Below are 20553 nucleotides of genomic sequence, written 5' to 3' on the forward strand. Positions count from 1 at the left end.
TTCAGCGAAGGGCACTGGCCAATCGCCGCCACTGCTCGCGCGGGAACTCCCGCGGGTCGGCGGTCAGCACCTGAACGCACACGTGATCGGCGCCGGCGTCGTGGTGCTGCTGGACCCGGTTCAGCACGGTCTGTTCGTCGCCCCAGGCGATGATCGCGTCGAACAACCGGTCGCTGACCGTATCCACGTCCTCCTCGGTGAAGCCCGTCCGCAGCAGGTTGTTGCGGTAGTTCGGCAGCGGCAGATACGAACGCAGCCAATCGGTTCCGACCGAACGCGCCTCGTCGCGGTCGGTGGTGAGCAGCACGGTCTGCTCGGGCAACAGCAGCGGGCCCTTGCCCAGCCGCTCGCGGGCATACCTTGTGTGGTCGGGGGTGACGAGGAAAGGGTGCGCACCGCGTGCCCGGGTCGCGGCCAGTTCGAGCATCTTCGGACCAAGAGCCGCGAGCACCCGGTTGGCGACCGGAACCGGCTGCGGGGTCGCATCGATCCCGTCCAGGTACTTGCGGGTCGCGGCGAGCGGCTTGCGGTAGAGGCCCGGTTCCCTCCGGTCGATCAGTGGCGCATGGCTCACCCCGATGCCCAGAAGAAAGCGCTCGCCGTGGCCTTCGGTGAGCGCCGCATAGCGGGCGGCCACGTCCGCGGGCTCGTGCATCCAGAGGTTGAGAATCCCGGTGGCGATCACCACCCGCTTGGTCGCCTTCAGCAGGTGCTCCACCGAATCGAGGACCGGCCCGCCACCGATGTCGGGGACCCACAGGGCCGAGAACCCGAGATCCTCCAGCTCCGCTGCGGCCTCGGCCGCTTGACCCTGGTCGCCGTAGCGCAACTGCGAACTCCAGATACCGACGCCTGCCAGGTCCATGAACGATCCCTTCGAAAGGTGTGAGCCCGTACTCGACGCCTTCACGTTACGTAGCGGCCGCCGCCTCATAGGCGAACGGTAGGGTTAGGCGACCCTTACCCACCGCTAGACCTGGAGGGTGCATGACCGCTGTGCAACCCGCGCCCGCCATCGAGACGGGTTCCCCCGAAACCCCGGCCGATGCGGCCAAGCGCGCAGCCACCTACGACAAGCTCGCGCTGCAGCAGCTGCTCGCGCCCACCCGGGCGCGCTCGTCGCGCGCGCAGCGGTACCAGCTGCTGGCTTCGGCGGCGACCATCGTGCCCTTCATCGGCATCGTGGAGATCGGCCGTGAACTGCTCGCCGACGGCCCACCGGACACCGCCAGGCTCTGGACGGTCGTCGCCATCGTGGTCGTCGCACTGCTGGTGCGCACGCTCGCCGGCGGTGCCGCGCTCACGATCACCCACTTCGCCGACGTCGATCTGCAGCGGTCGTTGCGGCTGCGGATCGTCGACAAGCTCGGCCGGTTGCCGCTGGGCTGGTTCGGCAGCAAGTCGTCGGGCGAGGTGAACAAGGCCGTCCAGAACGACGTCGGTGAACTGCACTTCCTGGTCGCCCATTCGGCGGTGGAGAACACCGGAGCGTTGGCGACCCCGCTGTTCGGCCTCATCTACTGCTTCTACCTCGACTGGCGGCTGGGCCTGCTGGCAATGGCCACCGTGCCCTTCTACATCGGCATCTACCTTGCGCTGGGGCGCGACTCCCGAACGCAGATGGAACGGCTCGACCACGGGGTCGAACGGATCAGCGCCACCATCGTCGAGTTCATCGCCGGGGTGTCGGTGGTCAAGACGTTCGGGCAGGCCGGCAAGGCGCACAAGCGCTTCGCCGACGCCGCCGACGAGTTCAACGAGAGCTTCGCGGGATGGATCGGGCCGCTGGTTCGGGTCAAGGCGGTGTCGTCGGTCTTCATCGACACCCCGGTGCTGCTGCTGGCCAACTTGGCCGGCGGATATTGGTTCGTCCGCAGCGGCTGGGTCAGCCCGATCGAGGTGCTGGGCTCGACGCTGGTCGCGGTGACCATCCCGGCGGCCGTGCTGACCGTCGGTTACTCCACGCACATCAAACGCCAGGCCGCGGCCGCCGCAGGGCGACTGCAGCGCCTGCTGGACACACCGGTGCTGCCCGTCGCACGCGAACCGCAGGTACCGCAGGACAATTCGATCCGATTCGAGGATGTCCGGTTCTCCTACGACGGCGAGAACACCGTCCTGCACGACGTGTCGCTCACACTTGAAGCCGGTACCATCACCGCGCTGGTCGGGCCTTCGGGCAGCGGCAAGTCGACGCTGGCCACCCTCGTGCCGCGCTTTCACGACGTCACCGCGGGCGCGGTGCGCGTCGGTGGCGTCGACGTTCGCGACATCGCGCCCGCCGAGCTGTACCGGCACGTCGGGTTCGTGCTGCAGGACGTGCAACTGCTCGGTATCAGCGTCGCCGACAACATCCGCCTCGGCCGCGCCGACGCCACCGACGAGGACGTCGTCGCCGCGGCCAAGGCCGCCCGCATCCACGACCGAATCCTGCAGCTACCAAGGGGATACGACTCGGTCATCGACGAGGACGCGCACTTCTCCGGCGGCGAAGCTCAGCGCGTCAGCATCGCGCGCGCCGTGCTGGCTGATACGCCGATCCTGGTGCTCGACGAGGCGACCGCGTTCGCCGACCCCGATTCGGAGGCCCAGATCCAAGAGGCGTTGTCGCGGCTGATCGTCGGGCGCACGGTGCTGGTCATCGCGCACCGGCTCGGCTCGATCGTGTCCGCCGACAACGTGGTCGTGCTGGATCAGGGACGCGTCGTCGAACAAGGCAGGCACGACGAGCTGCTCGCAGCGGGCGGGCAGTACGCGCGCATGTGGCAGTCCTACACAGCAGGCCATGCACGGGAATGGGAGGTGGCCCGATGATCCGGGGCTTTCTGCAGATCCTCGGCCCGCAGCGGGGCCGGATGTTCAGCTTTTTGGCGGTGGTGACCGTCTACGGCATCCTGCACGGCCTGGTGATGCTGCTGCTGGTGCCGGTGACGGTGTCGCTGTTCGACGGCGACTACGTGGCCACCGGCCGCTGGCTGGGCCTGATGGCGATCACCGTGCTGGTCGCGTCGGTGCTCAGCTACGTTCAGGCCAAACTCGCGATCCGTATGGCGCTGACCACGATGCGGCTGCTGCACCACCGGCTCGGTGACCACATGGTCACTCTGCCGCTCGGGTGGTTCAGCCGCGAGACGGTCGGCAAGGTGTCCCAGATCGCGGTCAAGGGAACGGTTTTCGTCGGCACCAGCGGCGGCAACCTGGTCACCCCGCTGGTGGTCAACACCGTCAGCGCGGTGACCGTGGTGGCCGGGCTGTTCTACTTCGACTGGCGGATCGGGCTGGTCGCTCTGGTCGGCGGGGTGCTGCTGGTGATGTGCGGGCGGTTCGCCTCCCGGTTGATCGCCGGCGCCGAGGTGCGCACCCACGATGCGGCGATCGAGGTCAACAACCGGGTGATCGAGTTCGCGCGCTACCAGCCCGTGCTGCGGGCCTTCGGACGCACCGGGGCCGACTACACGCCGCTGGGCGACGCGCTGCAGACGCAGCATCGCGCCGGACGCGCCGCCCTGTGGCAGTCGGTGACCGGGCTGCTTCTGAATGGCGTTGCGGTGCAGGCGGTTTTCTCTGCGCTGATCGCGGCGGGTGTGTGGATTGCGGTGTCCGGCGACATCAACCCTGTCACGCTGGTGGCCATCCTCGGGCTGGCCGCCCGGTTCGCCTCACCGCTCTCACAGCTGGCCGAACTCGGGTCCGCGGTCAGGCTGGCGACTGCGGAGCTGGAGCGCATCACCTCCATCCTGGACACCCCGTCGTTGGCCGAGCCGGCCACCGCGAGTGCGCTTCCGGCGCCCGGCCGCGTCGAGCTCGACCGTGTCGCGTTCGGCTACTCGGATCGCAAGGTACTCACGGACGTCAGTTTCGTCGCCGAACCAGGCACCATGACCGCGCTGGTCGGCCCGTCGGGCTCGGGGAAGTCGACGATCACCAAGCTGATCGCGCGCTTCTACGACGTCGACGGGGGCGTGGTCCGGGTCGGGGGCGTTGACGTGCGCGACCAGCTGACCGCCGACCTGATGGCGCAACTGTCGCTGGTCTTCCAGGACGTGTACCTGTTCGACGACACGCTGTGGGAGAACATCCGCATCGGTCGGCCCGACGCCGACGACGCCGCCATCGTGGAGGCGGCTCGCACCGCGGGCCTGTTGTCGGTCGTCGAGCGTCTGCCCGACGGCTGGCAGACCCGGGTCGGTGAAGGCGGTTCGGCGCTCTCGGGCGGCGAACGGCAGCGGGTGTCGATCGCGCGGGCGCTGGTCAAGAACGCGCCCATCGTGCTGTTCGACGAGGCGACCAGCGCGCTGGACCCGGAGAACGAACATCACGTCGCCGAGTCCATCCGGACGCTGGCACAGCACAGCACCGTCATCGTGATCGCACACAAGCTGTCCACGGTCACCGCCGCCGACCACATCGTGGTGCTGTCGGCCGACGGCACGGTCGAGGACCAGGGCAGCCATGCCGAGCTGATGGCCCGCGGCGGCCAGTACGCGCAGTTCTGGAACCAACGCGTTGCCGCCAGCGGGTGGGTGATGGCCGCCGCGGAAGGATAACTGCGTTCGCGCACGTCAGACCCGGTACAACTACGCGAAGCGGCGAAGCCGGCAGGACCTGGACGCCCCTTAGTGGAGGGGCGACGTAGGCGTGTCCGGGGCGCGAAGGATAGGGTAACCTCACTTCCGATTTAGGACAGCCTGCGCTAATCACACGGAGGAATTCATGAGTGTTTTCACCGCGGAATCGCAGGCCCGCTCATCGCACCTGTCCGGTCTTCGACGCCGCCCCGACGCGACTCCCACGCGATGATCGACGAACGGAGCCAGCTAACCTTCGCGCCCTGGATCAAACGGTCCGCGGGGCAGTCATCAGACGGAGCGACCATCGTCTTCCCGCACGCCGGCGGCGCGGCCGCGGCCTACCGCGCGTTCGCCTCGGCGCTGGCCCGCACCGGTGACGACGCGTACGTGGTCCAGTACCCGCAGCGCGCGGACCGGCTGCGCCATCCCGCACCGGAGACGGTGCAGGACTTGGCCGCCGACCTCTTCGCGGCGGGGGACTGGTCCGAGCTGGGACCGCTGCGCCTGTTCGGCCACTGCATGGGTGCGGTGATCGCATTCGAGTTCGGCCGCGCGGCCGAGCGCAACGGCGTTCCCGTCCGCCAGCTGTGGGTCTCGGCGAGCCAGGCGCCCTCGACCATCGCCACCTCACCGCGCTTGCCGACGGCCGCGACCGAAGTCGTCGCCAACATGGTCGACCTCGGCGGGACCGACCCCCGCCTGTTGGCCGACGAGGACTTCATCGAACTGCTCGTTCGCGCGGTGCGTGCGGACTACGAGGCGTTCAACCGCTACGCGTGCGAACCCGACGTCCGCCTCGCCGCCGACATACACACCATCGGTGGCCGCGACGACCACCGAATCAGCCCAGACATGTTGCGCGGATGGGAAACTCACACCCAAAATGCCTTCACGCTGTCGTTGTTCGACGGTGGACACTTTTACATCAACGACCATCTCGACGCCGTCGCGGAGTTGGTCAATGCCGGTTAGCACGCCCGACGGCGTCAGCGACGATCCGATCGTCATCGTGGGGATGGCGATCGAGGCGCCGGGAGGAATCGACACCGCCGAGGACTACTGGGATCTGTTGGTCAACCGCCGCGAGGGCCTGTGCCCGTTCCCGCGGGACCGCGGCTGGTCGGTCCGCGACATCCTCGACGGGTCGGCCCGCGACGGGTTCAAGCGCATCCACGATCTCGGCGGATTTCTCGCTCGGGCAGCCGAATTCGATCCGGAGTTCTTCGGGATCTCACCACGGGAAGCGGTCGCGATGGACCCGCAGCAGCGGGTCGCGCTGCGGGTGGCGTGGCGGGCACTGGAGAACAGCGGCATCAACCCCGACGACCTCGCGGGCCACGACGCCGGCTGTTATGTCGGCGCTTCGGTGATGGGCTACGGTCCCGATCTGGTCGAATTCTCCAATCTCACCGGGCATTTGATGTCGGGCACCGCGCTCGGCGTCATCTCGGGGCGCATCGCCTACACCCTCGGTCTGGCCGGGCCCGCGCTGACCATCGACACCTCGTGTTCGTCGACGCTGACCGCGATCCACACCGCGGCACAGTCGCTGCGGTCGGGAGACTGCGACCTGGCGCTGGCCGGCGGTGTCTGCGTGATGGGCTCGGCCGGCTTCTTCGTCGAATTCTCCAAACAACACGCGCTGTCCGACGACGGTCACTGCCGCCCTTACAGCGCTCAGGCCAGCGGAACCGTATGGGCCGAGGGCGCGGCCATGTTCGTCCTGCAGCGCCGGTCGCGCGCGCTGCGCGACGGACACCACGTTATCGCCGAGTTGCGGGTGACCTGCCTCAACCAGGACGGCCGCTCCGTCGGGCTGACCGCACCGAGCGGCCCGGCGCAGGCGCGGTTGTTCGCTCGGGCCCTCGAACAGAGTGGTCTGCGTCCGCACGACATCGGGATGGTCGAGGGGCACGGTACCGGCACCCGGCTCGGGGACCGCACCGAACTGATCTCGCTCGCCGGAACCTACGGCGCCACCGAACCCGGCCGAGGCCCGCTGCTCGGCTCGGTGAAGTCCAACCTCGGCCACACCCAGGCCGCCGCGGGGGGCCTCGGCCTGGCCAAAGCCCTGATCGCCGCCGAACACGGCGCCATCCCCGCCACCTTGCACACCGACGAGGCCAGCCGCGAAATCGACTGGGACAGCCAAGGATTGCGCCTGGCATCGGAGCTGACACCGTGGCCCGCCACCAACGGTGAGCGGTTCGCGGCGGTGACCGCGTTCGGCATGAGCGGCACCAACGCCCATGTGATCGTGTCGGTTCCGTCGAGCCGTCCCGAGGCGGCGTGATGGCCACCGGTTTCCCCGACGGCCGGGTGCCGGTCGTGTTGAGCGCGCACGCCGAGGAACTGCTGGCCGCCGACGCCGAGGCGATACTGCGCTACCTCGATCGCGAGCCCGACGTGGCGGCGGTGGCCGCAACCTTGCTGCGCACCCGGCGCATACGCAGGCACCGCGCGGTCGTGCGCGCCGCCGGCACCGCCGAACTGGCCGAAGGGCTCCGAGCGATCGCCGACGGCGGTACGCACCCGCTGATGGCCCGCTCGTCGCAATCAACGGCGGCGCGAACGGCTTTCGTCTTCCCCGGACAGGGCAACCAATGGCCGTCCATGGGGGCGGACGCCTATCGGCGGTCTGCGGTGTATCGCACGCACGTCGACCGGTGCGCGGAGGCGTTCGTCGCCGCAGGCGAGCCGTCACCGCTGCCGTACCTGACGGCGGAGACCAACGGCGGGTCCTGGACGCAGACGCAGATCCAGTCAGCGCAGTTCACCCATGCCGTCGCGCTGGCCCAGATCTGGCGCTCATGCGGAATCACACCCGACCTGGTGGTCGGGCACAGCCTCGGTGAGGTCGCGGCCGCCCACGTCGCCGGGACCATCACGCTGCCCGACGCGGCCGCTGTGGTCATCGCCCGAGCCAGGGCAGTCGAGCGGCTCTCCGGCGACTACGGCATGGCCGCGCTGGGGGTTTCACTGGCCGACGCCGAGCGGTTGATCGAATCGACGCCGGGATGGCTTGAGGTGTCGGCGGTCAACGCCGGCGCGTCGGTGGCGGTGTCGGGGGAGCGCGGGGCGATCAGCGCGCTCGTCGCGACCGCAACCGAGCACGGTCTGTTCGCCCGCGAACTGGACGTGAACTATCCCGGACACACCAGTGCGCTGGAGCGGCTGCGCGAGGACCTCCTCGCGATGCTCCCAGACACCGAGTTCGCCGATGCCCCAGTAGAGTTCATCGGCTCCACCACTGCCGACGTGGTGCCCGGGGGCACCGGGTTCACCTCATACTGGTACCAGAACCTGCGCAACACCGTGCGATTCGACAGGGCCGTCGCGGCCGCGGGTCGCCGCGGCGCCGCGGCGTACATCGAGATGTCGGCGCATCCGGCCCTGCTGTTCGCGCTGGGCGACCTGCTGGGCGACGAGGACCCACTGATCATCGGATCGGGGCATCGCGACCTTGCCGCCATCGACACGCTGTCGGCCAGTATCGCCACCGTCGCGGTGGCCAACCCCGAATTTCGTTGGGCCGACCTGGTCGACGTCGCTGCGCAACCCCGGTTGCGCGGCTTCCCGAACGCGCCGATGCGGTCGGTGCGGCTGTGGGCACAACCGCAGCCGCTGGCTTCGGTCTACGGCCTCACCGTCGCCCGTGAGAAATGGGACGCCACCGCTGCGCGCTCAAAGGAGACCGCGCAGCGCGTCGCCGTCGTCGAGCTTGCCGGCCCGCGCGGGTCGCTCGGTGCACAGCTGCGGACGGCGCTGCGGGACAACGGATCCGACGTGGTCGAACCGGCCGACGCCGAACTCGTCGTCGCCGTCGCACCCCTGCTCGACCATCCCGACGCCGAACGCGCGGCCCACGACATCTCCCAGCTCGTCGGAGAGGGCCTGCTTGATTACGTCGACGCGTCGGGACCGCACTGCCGCGCGGTCTGCCTCGTGACGGTCGGCGGTGAGCACGTCCAGCCGGGGGAGCCGGTCGCGTTGCCCGCGCAGACCGCCCTGGCGGCGATGCACCGCAGTCTCGGCTTCGAGCGACCCGAGCAGGCGTTTCGGCATCTCGACCTGCCTTCCTGGGAGCCCGACGACACCCTGGCCGCCGCGGCGGTCAGCGCACTTCTGTCCGGCGGCGACGAGGTTGCCGTGCGCGACGATGGTTCGGGTCCAGCGGTTTTCCTCCGCTCCGTCGGGGAGGCGATGGAGCCCGCACCCTCGTGGCTCTCGGTGTCCGGCGCGTTCGACGACGTCGTGATCACCGGCGGTAACGGCGCGGTGGCATTGCATTTCGCCCGGTATCTGGCCGCTCACGGGGCACGCCGCATCGTGCTGCTCAGCCGCCGCGGTGTCGACGCCGCCACCAAGGCCGAACTCGCCGCGATCGCGCCGGGCCTCGACGTGGTCGCGCCGCGGTGTGACATCACCTCTACCGAGGAGATGGCCGCGGCGGCCGAGGAGTTCGGCGCCGACGGTGCGTCCCTGCTCATCCATGCCGCGGGCGCGGCGGCCTTCGCCGATCGGGACGAGCTCACGCCGGAGACGTTCACTGAGGCGGCCGCCGCGAAGATCGGCGGGCTGGCCAGGGCGACCGAGCTCTGGCCGATGCGCCGGGACGGTCGAATCCTGGTGTGCTCCTCGGTGTCCGGAGTGTGGGGTGGACGCGGACACGCCGCATACTCGGCCGCCAACCGGATACTCGACGTGATGGCGGGCCAGCTGCGGGCCAAGGGCCAACACTGCGTGGCCGCCAGGTACGGACTGTGGCGCGGCAGCGGCATCGCCGACGCAGACGAGGTGACCAAGATCGAGCGGTCCGGGCTGCTGGCGATGTCCCCGGACGCCGCCGTCGAGGCCAGCGTGCGCGACCACGGCGAGGATCCGCTGCTGTTCAGCGCCGACCAGGCCCGTTTGCGGGTGTTCTTGGGGAGCCGGACGGCCGAGCATGCCGAGACAACCGTGGCCACAACCGAATCGGCGGGCGATACCACGGCGGTGGTGACGTCGGAGCTGGGTGCGGTGCTCAACATCGAGGCGAGCTCGATCGACCTCGAGACATCGCTGCTCGACCTGGGGGTCGACTCGCTCCTGGCTTTGGATCTGCGTAAACGGCTGCAACGGGCGACCGGACACAAGGTGTCGCTGGCGGTCCTGCTCGGCGGCGTCACCGGCGGCGAACTCATCGCCGACCTCGACAGCAAAGAACGATCAGAGAAGGTAGACAACGCGTGACTGACACGGTCGATATCCGCGAGCAGGTGGAGGACCGCCGGCTGGAGCTGTTGCGCCGCAAGCTCGCCGAGCGGGGTCTGCGCGGTGAGAACACCTCGACCGGCGAACAAGACGGACTGTCCGACGGCCAGCGCCGCATGTGGTTCGTCCAAGCGGCCGACCCGACCGGGGTGATCCTCAACATCTGCCTGTCCTACCGGCTCACCGGCGACCTCGATGTCGCCCGGTTGCACGACGCCGTCAACGCGGTCGCCGCGCGTCACGCCGCGCTGCGCACCACCTACGGCGTCGACGAAGACGGCGAACCACAACCGAGCGTCCACGACGACCTGACCCCGGGCTGGACCGTGCACGACCTGACCGAGCTGTCCGAGCATGCGCGCCGGCTGCGCTTGGAGGTGCTGGCCCAGCGCGAGTTCTGCGCCCCCTTCGATCTGAGCACCGACTCGCCGCTGCGGCTCACCGTTGTGCGCACCGCGCCCGACGAACACGTCATGTTGCTCGTGGCGCACCACATCGCCTGGGACGACGGCTGCTGGCCGGTCTTCTTCGGCGATCTCACGCGCGCGTACGCCGGTGAGGCCTTGGCGCCCGCGGTCACACCACCGTCGCACGCGCTGGGCCCGGTCGACGAGGACCTGGACTACTGGCGCAAGACGCTCGCCGACCCGCCGGAGCCGCTGGAGCTGCCCGGACCGAACGGCTCTGCGGTGCCGACGAACTGGCGTTCGCAGCGGCTGACGCTGCAGTTGCCGGATGCGACGGTCGAGCGGATCGCCGCGCTGGCCAAGGAGGCGGGCGCGACGCCGTACATGGTGCTGCTGGCCGCCTTCGGGGTACTGATGCAGCGCTACACCCATGCCGACGACTTCCTGGTCGCCGCACCGGTGCTCAACCGCACCGCCGAGACCGAGGACGTGATCGGGTACTACGGCAACACGGTGGCGCTGCGCCTGCGCCCAGGCGCTCACGAGAGCTTCCGCGACGTCCTCGCACACGCCCGCGACACCGCGGTCGGTGCGTTCGCCCATCAGCGCGTGAACCTGGACAGGGTGGTGCGCGAACTGAACCCCGACCGCCGCCACGGTGTGGAGCGGATGACGCGGGTGACCTTCGGCGCGCGCGGCGCCGACTCGCAGGGGTTCAACCCGCCCGGAATCACCTGCCGCCGAGCCGAATTACGCGGTCATCTCACCCAGCTGCCCTTGGGCTTCATGGTGGAGTTCGACGCACCCGGGATCGTGGTGGAGGCCGAGTACCTCGTCGAGATCCTCGACGCGCCGCTGGTGCGCCAGCTGCTCGAGCACTACGCGGTGCTGCTCGACGACGCGCTGCATCGCCCCGATCTCCCCGTCAACGAACTCGAACTGATGGCGCCCGAAGACGTCGAATGGTTGCGCCGGGTCTCGGCAGGAGAAGAATTCGACACCGTCCCGTCGACCATGACGGCTCTGGTGGAGGCGCAGGCGGCGCGCACACCCGACGCCGTCGCCGTGGTCTACGAGGGACGCAACTACACCTACCGCGAGGTCAACGAGTCGGCGAACCGGTTGGCGCACTGGCTGATCGAGCGTGGCATCGGCACCGAGGATCGTGTGGCGGTGCTGCTGGACCGCTCACCGGAGCTGGTGATCACCGCGCTCGGCGTGATCAAGGCGGGCGCGGTGTATCAGCCTGTCGACCCGACCTACCCCGAGGATCGACTGATGTTCATCCTGTCGGACTCCGATCCGAAACTGGCCATCCGCGAACCGATCACCGACCTCGACCGGTTCCCGACCACCAACCCCACCGACGCCGAGCGCGTCCGCCCGCTGTACCCGGAGAGCACCGCCTACCTGATCTACACCTCGGGTTCGACCGGTCTGCCCAAGGGCGTCCCGGTGGCCCACAAGCCCGTCGCCGAATATTTCGTCTGGTTCAAGGGCGACTACGGGATCGACGACAGCGAGCGGCTGCTGCAGGTCGCCTCGCCGAGCTTCGACGTCTCGATCGCCGAGATCTTCGGCATGCTCGCGTGCGGCGGTCGGCTGGTCATTCCGCGCCCGGACGGGCTTCGCGACGTCGGCTACCTCACCGACTTGCTGCACGACGAGGGCATCACCTCAATGCATTTCGTGCCCTCGCTGCTGGGCCTGTTCCTGTCGCTGCCCGGCGTCAACCAGTGGCGGACCCTGCAACGGGTGCCCATCGGCGGCGAGGCGCTGCCCGGTGAGCTGGCCGACAAGTTCCACGCCACATTCGACGCGCTGCTGCACAACTTCTACGGCCCGACCGAGACCGTCATCAACGCGAGCCGGTACAAGGTCGAGGGTAAGCAGGGCACCCGCATCGTGCCCATCGGCAAGCCCAAGATCAACACCCAGATCCACCTGCTCGACGACGCCCTGCGGCCTGTCCCGGTCGGGGTGATCGGCGAGATCTACATCGGCGGAACCCATGTCGCGCACGGTTATCACGACCGGCCCAAGCTGACCGCGGAGCGGTTCGTCGCCGACCCGTTCAACCCCGGAGGCCGGCTCTACCGATCGGGTGACCTGGCCCGCCGCAACGCAGACGGCGACATCGAGTTCGTCGGTCGCGCCGATGAGCAGGTCAAGATCCGCGGGTTCCGCATCGAACTCGGCGAGGTGGCCGCGGCGATCTCCGTCGACCCGAGCGTCGGCCAGGCGGTCGTGGTGGTCAGCGACCTGCCCGGGGTGGGCAAGAGTCTCGTCGGCTACGTCACGCCGGCCGAGGACATCGAATCGGTGGATGTCGAGCGGATCCGCAACCGGGTCGCCGCCGCCCTGCCGGAATACATGACCCCGGCGGCCTACGTCGTGCTCGACGAGATCCCGATCACCGCCCACGGCAAGATCGACCGGGCGGCGCTACCCGAACCTGACATCGACTCCGGCGCGGCGTTCCGCGAGCCGGCCGACGGTACCGAACGCCGGATCGCCGACCTGTTCGCCGAACTGTTGGAACGCGACCGCATCGGCGCCGACGACTCGTTCTTCGACCTCGGCGGCCACTCGCTGCTGGCCACCAAACTCGTTGCCGGGGTGCGCAGTGCGTTCAACGTCGACATCGGTGTGCGCGAGGTCTTCGAACTGGGCACCGTGGCCGCCCTGGCGCAACGGATCGCCTCGTCATCGACCGCCGGCGGCCCAACCCGCCCCAGGCTGGTCCCCGTCCCACACGACGGGCCGCTGCTCATGTCGGCCTCGCAGCTGCGGATGTGGTTCCAGTACCGCATCGACGGACCGAGCCCGGTCAACAACATCCCGTTCGCGGCCCGCATCAACGGGTCCTGCGACGCCGACGCGTTCGTGCGCGCGGTGCGCGACGTGGTGGCCCGGCACGAGGTGCTGCGCACGACATACCGCGAAATCGATGGTGCGCCATATCAGATCGTCAACGACGAACTGGAGGTCGCGGTGCGCCGCGCCCACGGTGCCGACGACGACTGGCTGGACACCGAGCTCGGCAAGGAGCGCAGGCACGTCTTCGACCTGGAAGCCGACCCACCCGTTCGCGCGGCCGTGCTCGCAACGCCGGAGGCGCACGTGGTCTCGCTGGTGGTGCATCACATCGCCGCCGACCACTGGTCGGCGATGGTGTTGTTCACCGACCTGCTGACGGCCTACCGAGCCAGGCGCGCCGGTGAGGCACCGGGTTTCGCGCCGCTGCCGGTGCAGTACGCGGACTACGCGGCGTGGCAGGCGGCCCTGCTCGGCGAAACCGACGGGCCCGTCGCCGCGCAGCGCGACTACTGGCGCGCGCAGTTGGCCGGTCTGCACGAGGATCCGGGCCTGACCCCGGATTTCCCGCGCCCGCCGGTGCTCAGCGGGGAGGGGGACGCCGTCGAGTTCGGTATCGACGCCGCCACCCGCGGCAAGCTCGCCGAACTGAGCCAGGAGCTCGGCGTCACCGAGTTCATGCTGCTGCAGGCGGCCGTGGCAGTCGCGCTGCACAAAGCCGGTGAGCGCCCGGACATTCCGCTGGGCACCCCGGTCGCGGGCCGCACCGAGGCCGAACTCGACCAGCTCGTCGGCTTCTTCATCAACATCGTGGTGCTGCGCAACGATCTGACCGACAACCCGACGCTGCGCGAGGTGCTACGCCGGGCCCGCGACACCGCGCTTGAGGCCTACGCCCACCAGGACCTGCCGTTCGACCAGGTGGTCGATGCGGTCAGCCCGGCGCGGTCGCTGTCGCGCAACCCGTTGTTCGGTGTCGTCGTGCACGTGCGGGAGGCGCTGCCCGCCGACCAGGTGATCGAATCACGGCCCGACGGCGACACCACGTTCACCGCGCTCGAGCCGCCGTTCGACGTCGCGCACGCCGACCTGTCGGTGAACTTCTTCGGCGCCGACGACGGCTACCGCGGCCACGTCATCTACCGCACCGACCTGTATCGGCGCAGCACCGCCGAACGGTTCGTCGGGTGGTTGAATCGTGTGCTGGCCGCCTTCGCCGACGATTCCGGTCAACGGGTGCGCGACGTGCAGATCGCCGACGGCCAAGAGCGCCGGCTGGTGCAGCGGTTCAGCGCGGCGGCATCGGCCAGCGTGCTCGACGGCTGGCGCGACCCGGTCGCGATCGGCGTGGTCGGCGACGTCTACGAGCACGCCGTCGACGAGACCGGCGCCGACCTGCGTGCGACCGGCAGACGTGGGCGCTGGACCGCCGACGGTGAACTGGAGTACATCGAGGCCGTCGAGGCGCGTCGCCCGGCGACGCCTGCCGGGCCGGCCGAACCCGTGCGCACCGAAACCGAGCGCGTGCTGGCATCGCTGCTCGCCGAGGTCGTCAACGTGGCCGAGGTGAACCGCACCGACGACTTCTTCGAGCTCGGTGGCGATTCCATCCTCGCGGTTCAGCTCGCCGCCCGGGCGCGCGACGTCGGGCTGGCGGTCACTGCGCGAATGGTGTTCGAGCACCCCACGATCCACGAATTGGCTGCCAAGGTGGACGGTGGCGCGGAGACGGAGACGCCCGACGTCCATCACGAGCCGATGGCGGCCTCGGGCCTGTCGGCCGACGAACTGGCGGCGGTCACGTCGATATGGTCGGCGTCCCAAGAGGGCGCACCGTGACCTCGACGCAGGCCGAACCGAAGGTCGCCATCGAGGACGTGATGGCGCTCAGCCCGCTGCAGCAGGGGCTGTTCTCGCTGGCGCAGCTGAGCAGCGCCGAAGACGGCGGCGAGGACCCGTATGTCATCACCATGGCGGCCGATGTCACCGGATCGCTCGACGCGGGCCTACTGCGCGAGTGTGCGGCCACGATGCTCGCCCGCCACCCCAACCTGCGGGCGAGTTTCGTTCGGGCGCAGAGCAAACCGGTCCAGATTGTGCCGAACCGCGTCGACGTACCGTGGCGTCACATCACCGCGGCGGCCGACGAGGTCGAGGCGCTCGAGACCGATGAATATCGCAGGCCGTTCAACCTCGCGCGCGGACCGGCGATCCGGTTCCTGTTGATCGAGGTGCCCGAATCGCACTGGCGGTTCGTCGTCGTGGCCCACCACATCATCATCGACGGGTGGTCGCTGCCGCTGTTCGTCGGCGAGCTGATCTCGCTGTACCGCTCGGGCGGCGATCCGTCCGTACTACCACCGCCGCCGCGCCCCTACCGCGACTACATCGGCTGGCTGGCCGGCCGCGATCAGGAGACCAGCCGCGCGCTGTGGCGTGAGCACCTCGCCGGCCTCGACGGCCCGACGCTCGTCACACCCGCCCTCACCTCCGGGGAGCCGCCCACCGGTGAACCGTACCGTACCGAGCTGCGCCTGGATCGGGACGCTACGCAGCAGTTGGCCGAGGCCGCCCGGTCCCGCGGTGTCACGGTCAACACTCTGGTCCAGATGGCTTGGGCCGCGGTGCTCTCGGCGTTCACCGACCGCTCCGATGTGGTGTTCGGCGTGACGGTGTCCGGACGCCCCGGCGAGTTGGCTGGCGTGGAGACCATGGTCGGGCTTTTCATCAACACGGTGCCGCTGCGGGTCCGGCTGGACCCGACGGCCCGAGTGGGCACCCAATGCGTTGCGCTGCAACGCGAAGCGGCCAAGCTGCGCGACCACGGATACCTGCCCCACAACGAACTGCGGGCCGTGGGTGGCATCGGCGAGATGTACGACACCCTTCTCGTGTACGAGAACTTCCCGCCCGGCGGCCTGGTCGGTGGCGGCGACTTCGAGGCCAACGGCGCGACATTCCGGCCTGCTGCGTTGGAGAGCGTGTCGCACTTCCCGGTCACCATCGCCGCGCACATGATCGACGACCAGCTCACTGTCCTGGTCGAAGTCGTCGAAGGGGCGCTGGGCCAGATGACTCCCGAGTCGCTCGGGCATCGGTTGCTCACCACCACACAGCGACTGATCACCGGCTGGGATCGGCCGCTGCGCGACGTCAGTGTCCTGCTCGACGGCGAGGGCGCTATCGCAACCGCCGAACCCGCGCCGGCGAGCGAACATCTCGGCGTGCACACCGCGTTCGCCGAAGCCGCGAGCGCGCGGTTGGGTTCACCGGCGCTGAGTTGGTCCGGCGGTGAGTTGACCTACCGACAGCTCGACGAGGCGGCCGATCGGCTCGCCACCGTGCTGGTGGCCAAGGGTGTAATCGCCGAAACGCCTGTTGCGATCCGCCTTTCGCGAGGACCGCAGTATGTCGTCGCGATGCTGGCGGTGCTCAAGGCAGGCGGTGTGATCGTGCCGCTGGACCCGGGGATGCCCGCCGAGCGGATCGCCGACATCCTCGACCAGTGCGCTGCGACCGTCGTCGTCGACGATGCGATGCTCGCAGACGTGCCGTCCGAGACCGCCCAGGACTTCCGGCCGGTGACCGCGCTGCCGGGTCAGGCCGCGTACATGGTGTTCACCTCCGGCACCACCGGCAGGCCCAAAGGTGTCATCGGAACCCATCAGGCGCTGCTGGCCTACGCCGAGGACCACGCCCGAAATGTGCTGCGCCCCGCGGCGGCTCGGTTGCGTCATCCGCTGCGGGTGGCGCACGCCTGGTCGTTCACGTTCGACGCCGCATGGCAGCCGCTGGCCGCCCTGCTCGACGGGCATGCGGTGCACATCGTCGACGATCACATCCAGCGTGACGCCGAGGCGCTGGTCGAGACGATCGGCCGGTACGGGATCGACCTGATCGACACCACCCCGTCGATGTTCGCCCAGCTGCACGCGGTCGGACTGCTGACGACGGTGCCGCTCGGGGTGCTCGCACTCGGCGGCGAGGCCGTCGGCATCCCGGCGTGGAACCTGATCCGCGACGAGTGCGCGCGTACCGGCATGGCGGCCTACAACTGTTACGGCCCAACCGAAACCACCGTCGAAGCAGTCGTCGCCACGATCGCCGAACACGACCAACCGACCATCGGGCATCCCACGTCGCCCAGCAGGGCCTACGTGCTGGACTCGTGGCTGCGGCCGGTACCCGACGGTGTGCCGGGCGAGTTGTACCTGTCGGGCGGCCAACTGACCCGCGGCTATCTGGGCCGGTTCGGCGAGACCGCCTGCCGGTTCGTCGCCGACCCGTTCGGGCACGGCGAGCGCATGTACCGGACCGGCGACGTGGTGCGGCGCCAACCCGACGGCGCGCTGGAGTTCCTCGGGCGCTCCGACGCACAGGTGAAGATCCGCGGCTTCCGGGTGGAGCCGAGCGAGATCTCGGCGGTCCTGCACACCCACCCCGCGGTGCGCCACGCCCACGTGGTGGTGCGCCAGCAACGGTGGGGCGCACGACTGGTGGCGTTCGTCGCCGCCGAACCCGCGCCCGCGGCCTCCGAGTTGCGCGCCATGGTGTCAAAACGCCTGCCGCGCTACATGGTTCCGCACTCGATCGTGGTCATCGACCAGATGCCGCTGACCACGCATGGCAAGGTCGACGAGGCCGCACTGAACGCGATCGCCGTCGCCGAGGGGCCCTCGACCGCGCCGGAGACCGAGACCGAGAAGGCGCTGGCCGCCGTGCTCTGCCAGTTGCTTGAAAGCCCCGACGCCACCACCATCGATGTCAACGCGGACCTTCTGGCCCTCGGCCTGGACAGCATCGTCGCGCTGTCGGTGGTGCAGGCCGCCCGCAGGCGCGGAATTCCGTTGCGCGCCAGGCTGATGCTGGAGTGCGCGACATTGCGTGAGCTCGCCGAGGCCATCGAGAACGAGTCGGCGCTAGCCGAGCACGACGACGACCCCGATGGTCCGACGCCCGTGCTGCCCAGCGCGCACTGGCTCTACGAACGCGGCGAACCGCGACGGTTGGGGCAGACCGAGGCGATCCGGTTGCCCGACGGCGTCACCCGAGAAACACTCGAGCAGATTCTGCGCGCCGTGGTCGGCGGACATCCGATACTGCGAAGCCGGATCGACCGGCAGACGATGACGCTCGTCGAGCACGAGCCACAAGATCTGCTGACCGAGGTGCCCGTAGACGACGACACGGACGAAGCCCTCGTCGCAGCCGTAGCCGAACACGCCCATCGGTCGGTGGAACGCCTTGACCCCGAACAGGGTTCGCTGCTCGCCGCGGTGTGGCTGCACCCGCCCAGCGGGCCCGGCATCCTGCTGCTGACCGCCCATGTGCTGGCCGCGGACCCGGCGTCCTGGCGGATCCTGTTGGCCGAACTCGACGCGGCCTGGCACACCATCGCATCGGGCCGCGAACCGGCGCCCATCCGCGAGCACACCACCTACCGGCGCTGGTCGAGGCTGCTGCGCGAGCGGGCGTACACGCTTGACATGGCCGACTTTTGGGCGGCTCAACTCGACGGCGAGGACCCACCGCTCGGCGCCCGCAGGCTGCGCCCGCAGACCGATCGGGTCGGCGACGTCGTCGTGTCGATGGCGGTGACCGACACAGACCTCACCCTGCGGTTGCTCAACGCGTCCGAACCCGCGCCGCACCTGCTGGCTGCCGCGGCGGCGCGCACCGTCACCCGCTGGCGGCTGCACCGCGGCCAGGACACCCCGCCGCCGCTGTTGGCCCTGGAGACCCACGGCCGCGCCGACAACCTGATCGACACCGTCGACACCTCCGACACCGTCGGCCTGCTCACCGCGATCTACCCGCTGCGTGTGCAGACCGCCCGCGATGTCGGCGAGATACCCGGTGACGGCATCGATTACGGGCTGCTGCGCTATCTGCGGCCCGACACCGCCGAACGCCTGGCGGCGCTGCCCGAACCGCAGGTGTTGCTCAACTTCCTGGGCCGGGTGCACGCGGGGTTCGACGGCGGTGCGCTGCGTCCGGACCGGACACTGCTGGCGGGGGTGTCGCCGCTGCCCGAACCGCGGCTGGCGGTCCGGCACGAATTGACCGTGCTCGCCGCCGTGCTCGGCGACAGCGACGCGCCGGTGCTGGGCACGCAATGGCGCACGCTTCCCGAGATTCTGTCCGCCGACGATGTCGCCGCACTGCAGACGATGTGGCTGGAATCGCTACGAGAGGTCGTTTCATGAGCCGGACGCTTGCGGTGGTGGGTGCGGGCGCCAAGGCCGTCGCCGTCGCCGCCAAGGCCGCCGAACTTCGCGACATGGGCATCGATGTGCCCGAGGTCGTCGCCGTCGAGAAGACCGGCGTGGCCGCCAACTGGCAGGCCGACGGCGGCTGGACCGACGGGCAGCACCGGTTGGGCACGAGCCCGGAGAAGGACGTCGGCTTCCCGTACCGCTCAGCCCTGGTGCCGCGGCGCAACGCCGAACTCGACGAGCGCATGACGCGGCACAGCTGGCAGCAGTACCTGATCTCGACGGGCCAGTTCGCCGAGTGGGTCGACCGCGGACGGCCCGCCCCCACCCATCGCAGGTGGAGCCAGTACCTGCGCTGGGTCGCGGGCAACGTCGAGATGAACGTGGTCCGCGGCGAGGTGCGCGGCATCTCGGTCGACACCGAATCGGGCGAGCCGCGGTGGGCGCTGCAGACGCCCGACCGCACCGTGACGGCCGATGGCCTGATGATCACGGGCCCCGGTCAGCCGGAGCGCTCGATCCTGCCGGGCAATCCGCGGGTGCTGTCGATCGCGCAGTTCTGGCATCGCGCGGCGCAGTACGAGCTGATCCGCGCCGAACGCGTGGCGGTCATCGGCGGGGGAGAGACCGCGGCGTCCATGCTCAACGAGCTGTTCCGGCATCGTGTTTCGACGATCACGGTGATCTCGCCGCAGGTGACCCTGTTCACCCGAGGCGAAGGATTCTTCGAGAACACGCTGTTCTCCGACCCCACCGGCTGGACCAGCCTGACCATGACGGAGCGCCGCGACGCGCTGTTACGGACCGACCGCGGGGTGTTCTCCGCCCGAGTGCAGGAGGCGCTGCTCGCCGACGACCGGATCCGCCACCTGCGGGGCCGGGTCGCGCACGCGGTCGCCCGCGAAGGCCGTATCCGGTTGACGCTGAGCACAACTCAGGGCGGCGAATCGCTCGAGACAGTGCACGGTTTCGACCTGGTCATCGACGGCTCGGGCGCCGACGCGATGTGGTTCGTGCCACTGCTCGGCCAGGACGCATTGGATCTGCTGGAACTCGGCCTCGGCGCGCCGCTGACCCCGGATGTGCTGCAGGAGGCCATCGGCGACGACCTCGCCGTCTCCGGGTTGCGGCCCAAGCTCTTCCTGCCGGGTCTGTCGGGACTTACGCAGGGGCCGGGCTTTCCCAACCTGTCGTGCCTGGGCCTGTTGTCGGACCGCATCCTCGGCGCCGACCTGGGCGCGGCCACCGGCGCGTCACCGAAAGGACATGAGCGTCAATCAGTTCGGTGAC

At 69.5% G+C, this 20553-nt stretch carries 9 protein-coding genes; 8 read left to right on the plus strand and 1 reads right to left on the minus strand.

All coding sequences use genetic code 11. The features are described 5' to 3' along the window. Window position 1 precedes the first annotated feature (1 nt). The gene (locus A5790_RS05025; protein WP_066841686.1) at window positions 2–865 is read right to left on the minus strand and encodes an LLM class F420-dependent oxidoreductase; all 864 of its coding nucleotides are present in this window, start codon (window positions 863–865) and stop codon (window positions 2–4) included. 122 nt (window positions 866–987) lie between these two features. On the opposite strand from A5790_RS05025, the gene A5790_RS05030 reads away from it, so the two are divergent. From A5790_RS05030 to mbtG, 8 genes are all read left to right on the plus strand, one after another. Then, window positions 988–2814: an ABC transporter ATP-binding protein gene (locus tag A5790_RS05030; RefSeq protein ID WP_066841687.1), complete on the plus strand. Its 1827-nt coding sequence runs from the start codon at window positions 988–990 to the stop codon at window positions 2812–2814. Beyond that, the gene (locus A5790_RS05035; protein ID WP_066841811.1) at window positions 2811–4547 is read left to right on the plus strand and encodes an ABC transporter ATP-binding protein; all 1737 of its coding nucleotides are present in this window, start codon (window positions 2811–2813) and stop codon (window positions 4545–4547) included. The genes A5790_RS05030 and A5790_RS05035 overlap by 4 nt, the downstream gene beginning before the upstream one ends. A gap of 249 nt (window positions 4548–4796) precedes the next feature. After that, window positions 4797–5543, plus strand: a complete 747-nt coding sequence (locus A5790_RS05040) for a thioesterase II family protein (protein WP_066841688.1) — start codon at window positions 4797–4799, stop codon at window positions 5541–5543. Further along, window positions 5533–6864, plus strand: a complete 1332-nt coding sequence (locus tag A5790_RS05045) for a polyketide synthase (RefSeq protein WP_066841689.1) — start codon at window positions 5533–5535, stop codon at window positions 6862–6864. Before A5790_RS05040 ends, A5790_RS05045 begins: the two co-directional genes overlap by 11 nt. Then, window positions 6864–9803, plus strand: a complete 2940-nt coding sequence (gene mbtD, locus A5790_RS05050; RefSeq protein ID WP_066841690.1) for a mycobactin polyketide synthase MbtD — start codon at window positions 6864–6866, stop codon at window positions 9801–9803. Before A5790_RS05045 ends, mbtD begins: the two co-directional genes overlap by 1 nt. Continuing rightward, entirely contained in the window at window positions 9800–14887 is a 5088-nt protein-coding gene (locus tag A5790_RS05055) for a non-ribosomal peptide synthetase (protein ID WP_066841691.1), read from the plus strand. The genes mbtD and A5790_RS05055 overlap by 4 nt, the downstream gene beginning before the upstream one ends. Beyond that, on the plus strand, window positions 14857–19254 hold the full coding sequence (locus A5790_RS05060) for a non-ribosomal peptide synthetase (protein ID WP_066841692.1): 4398 nt from the start codon (window positions 14857–14859) through the stop codon (window positions 19252–19254). Before A5790_RS05055 ends, A5790_RS05060 begins: the two co-directional genes overlap by 31 nt. After that, on the plus strand, window positions 19251–20552 hold the full coding sequence (mbtG, locus tag A5790_RS05065; protein ID WP_066841693.1) for an NADPH-dependent L-lysine N(6)-monooxygenase MbtG: 1302 nt from the start codon (window positions 19251–19253) through the stop codon (window positions 20550–20552). The genes A5790_RS05060 and mbtG overlap by 4 nt, the downstream gene beginning before the upstream one ends. Window position 20553 lies beyond the last annotated feature (1 nt).

It is taken from the genome of Mycobacterium sp. 852002-51152_SCH6134967 (genome assembly GCF_001667105.1).
In the GTDB taxonomy this organism is placed as follows: Bacteria; Actinomycetota; Actinomycetes; order Mycobacteriales; family Mycobacteriaceae; genus Mycobacterium; species Mycobacterium neumannii_A.

What these genes read in the sequence shown, in the direction of transcription:
- A5790_RS05025 (WP_066841686.1), bottom strand. Translation starts at nt 865, where the DNA reads ATGGACCTGGCAGGCGTCGGTATCTGGAGTTCGCAGTTGCGCTACGGC.
- A5790_RS05030 (WP_066841687.1), top strand. Translation starts at nt 988, where the DNA reads ATGACCGCTGTGCAACCCGCGCCCGCCATCGAGACGGGTTCCCCCGAA.
- A5790_RS05035 (WP_066841811.1), top strand. Translation starts at nt 2,811, where the DNA reads ATGATCCGGGGCTTTCTGCAGATCCTCGGCCCGCAGCGGGGCCGGATG.
- A5790_RS05040 (WP_066841688.1), top strand. Translation starts at nt 4,797, where the DNA reads ATGATCGACGAACGGAGCCAGCTAACCTTCGCGCCCTGGATCAAACGG.
- A5790_RS05045 (WP_066841689.1), top strand. Translation starts at nt 5,533, where the DNA reads ATGCCGGTTAGCACGCCCGACGGCGTCAGCGACGATCCGATCGTCATC.
- mbtD (WP_066841690.1), top strand. Translation starts at nt 6,864, where the DNA reads ATGGCCACCGGTTTCCCCGACGGCCGGGTGCCGGTCGTGTTGAGCGCG.
- A5790_RS05060 (WP_066841692.1), top strand. Translation starts at nt 14,857, where the DNA reads ATGGTCGGCGTCCCAAGAGGGCGCACCGTGACCTCGACGCAGGCCGAA.
- mbtG (WP_066841693.1), top strand. Translation starts at nt 19,251, where the DNA reads ATGAGCCGGACGCTTGCGGTGGTGGGTGCGGGCGCCAAGGCCGTCGCC.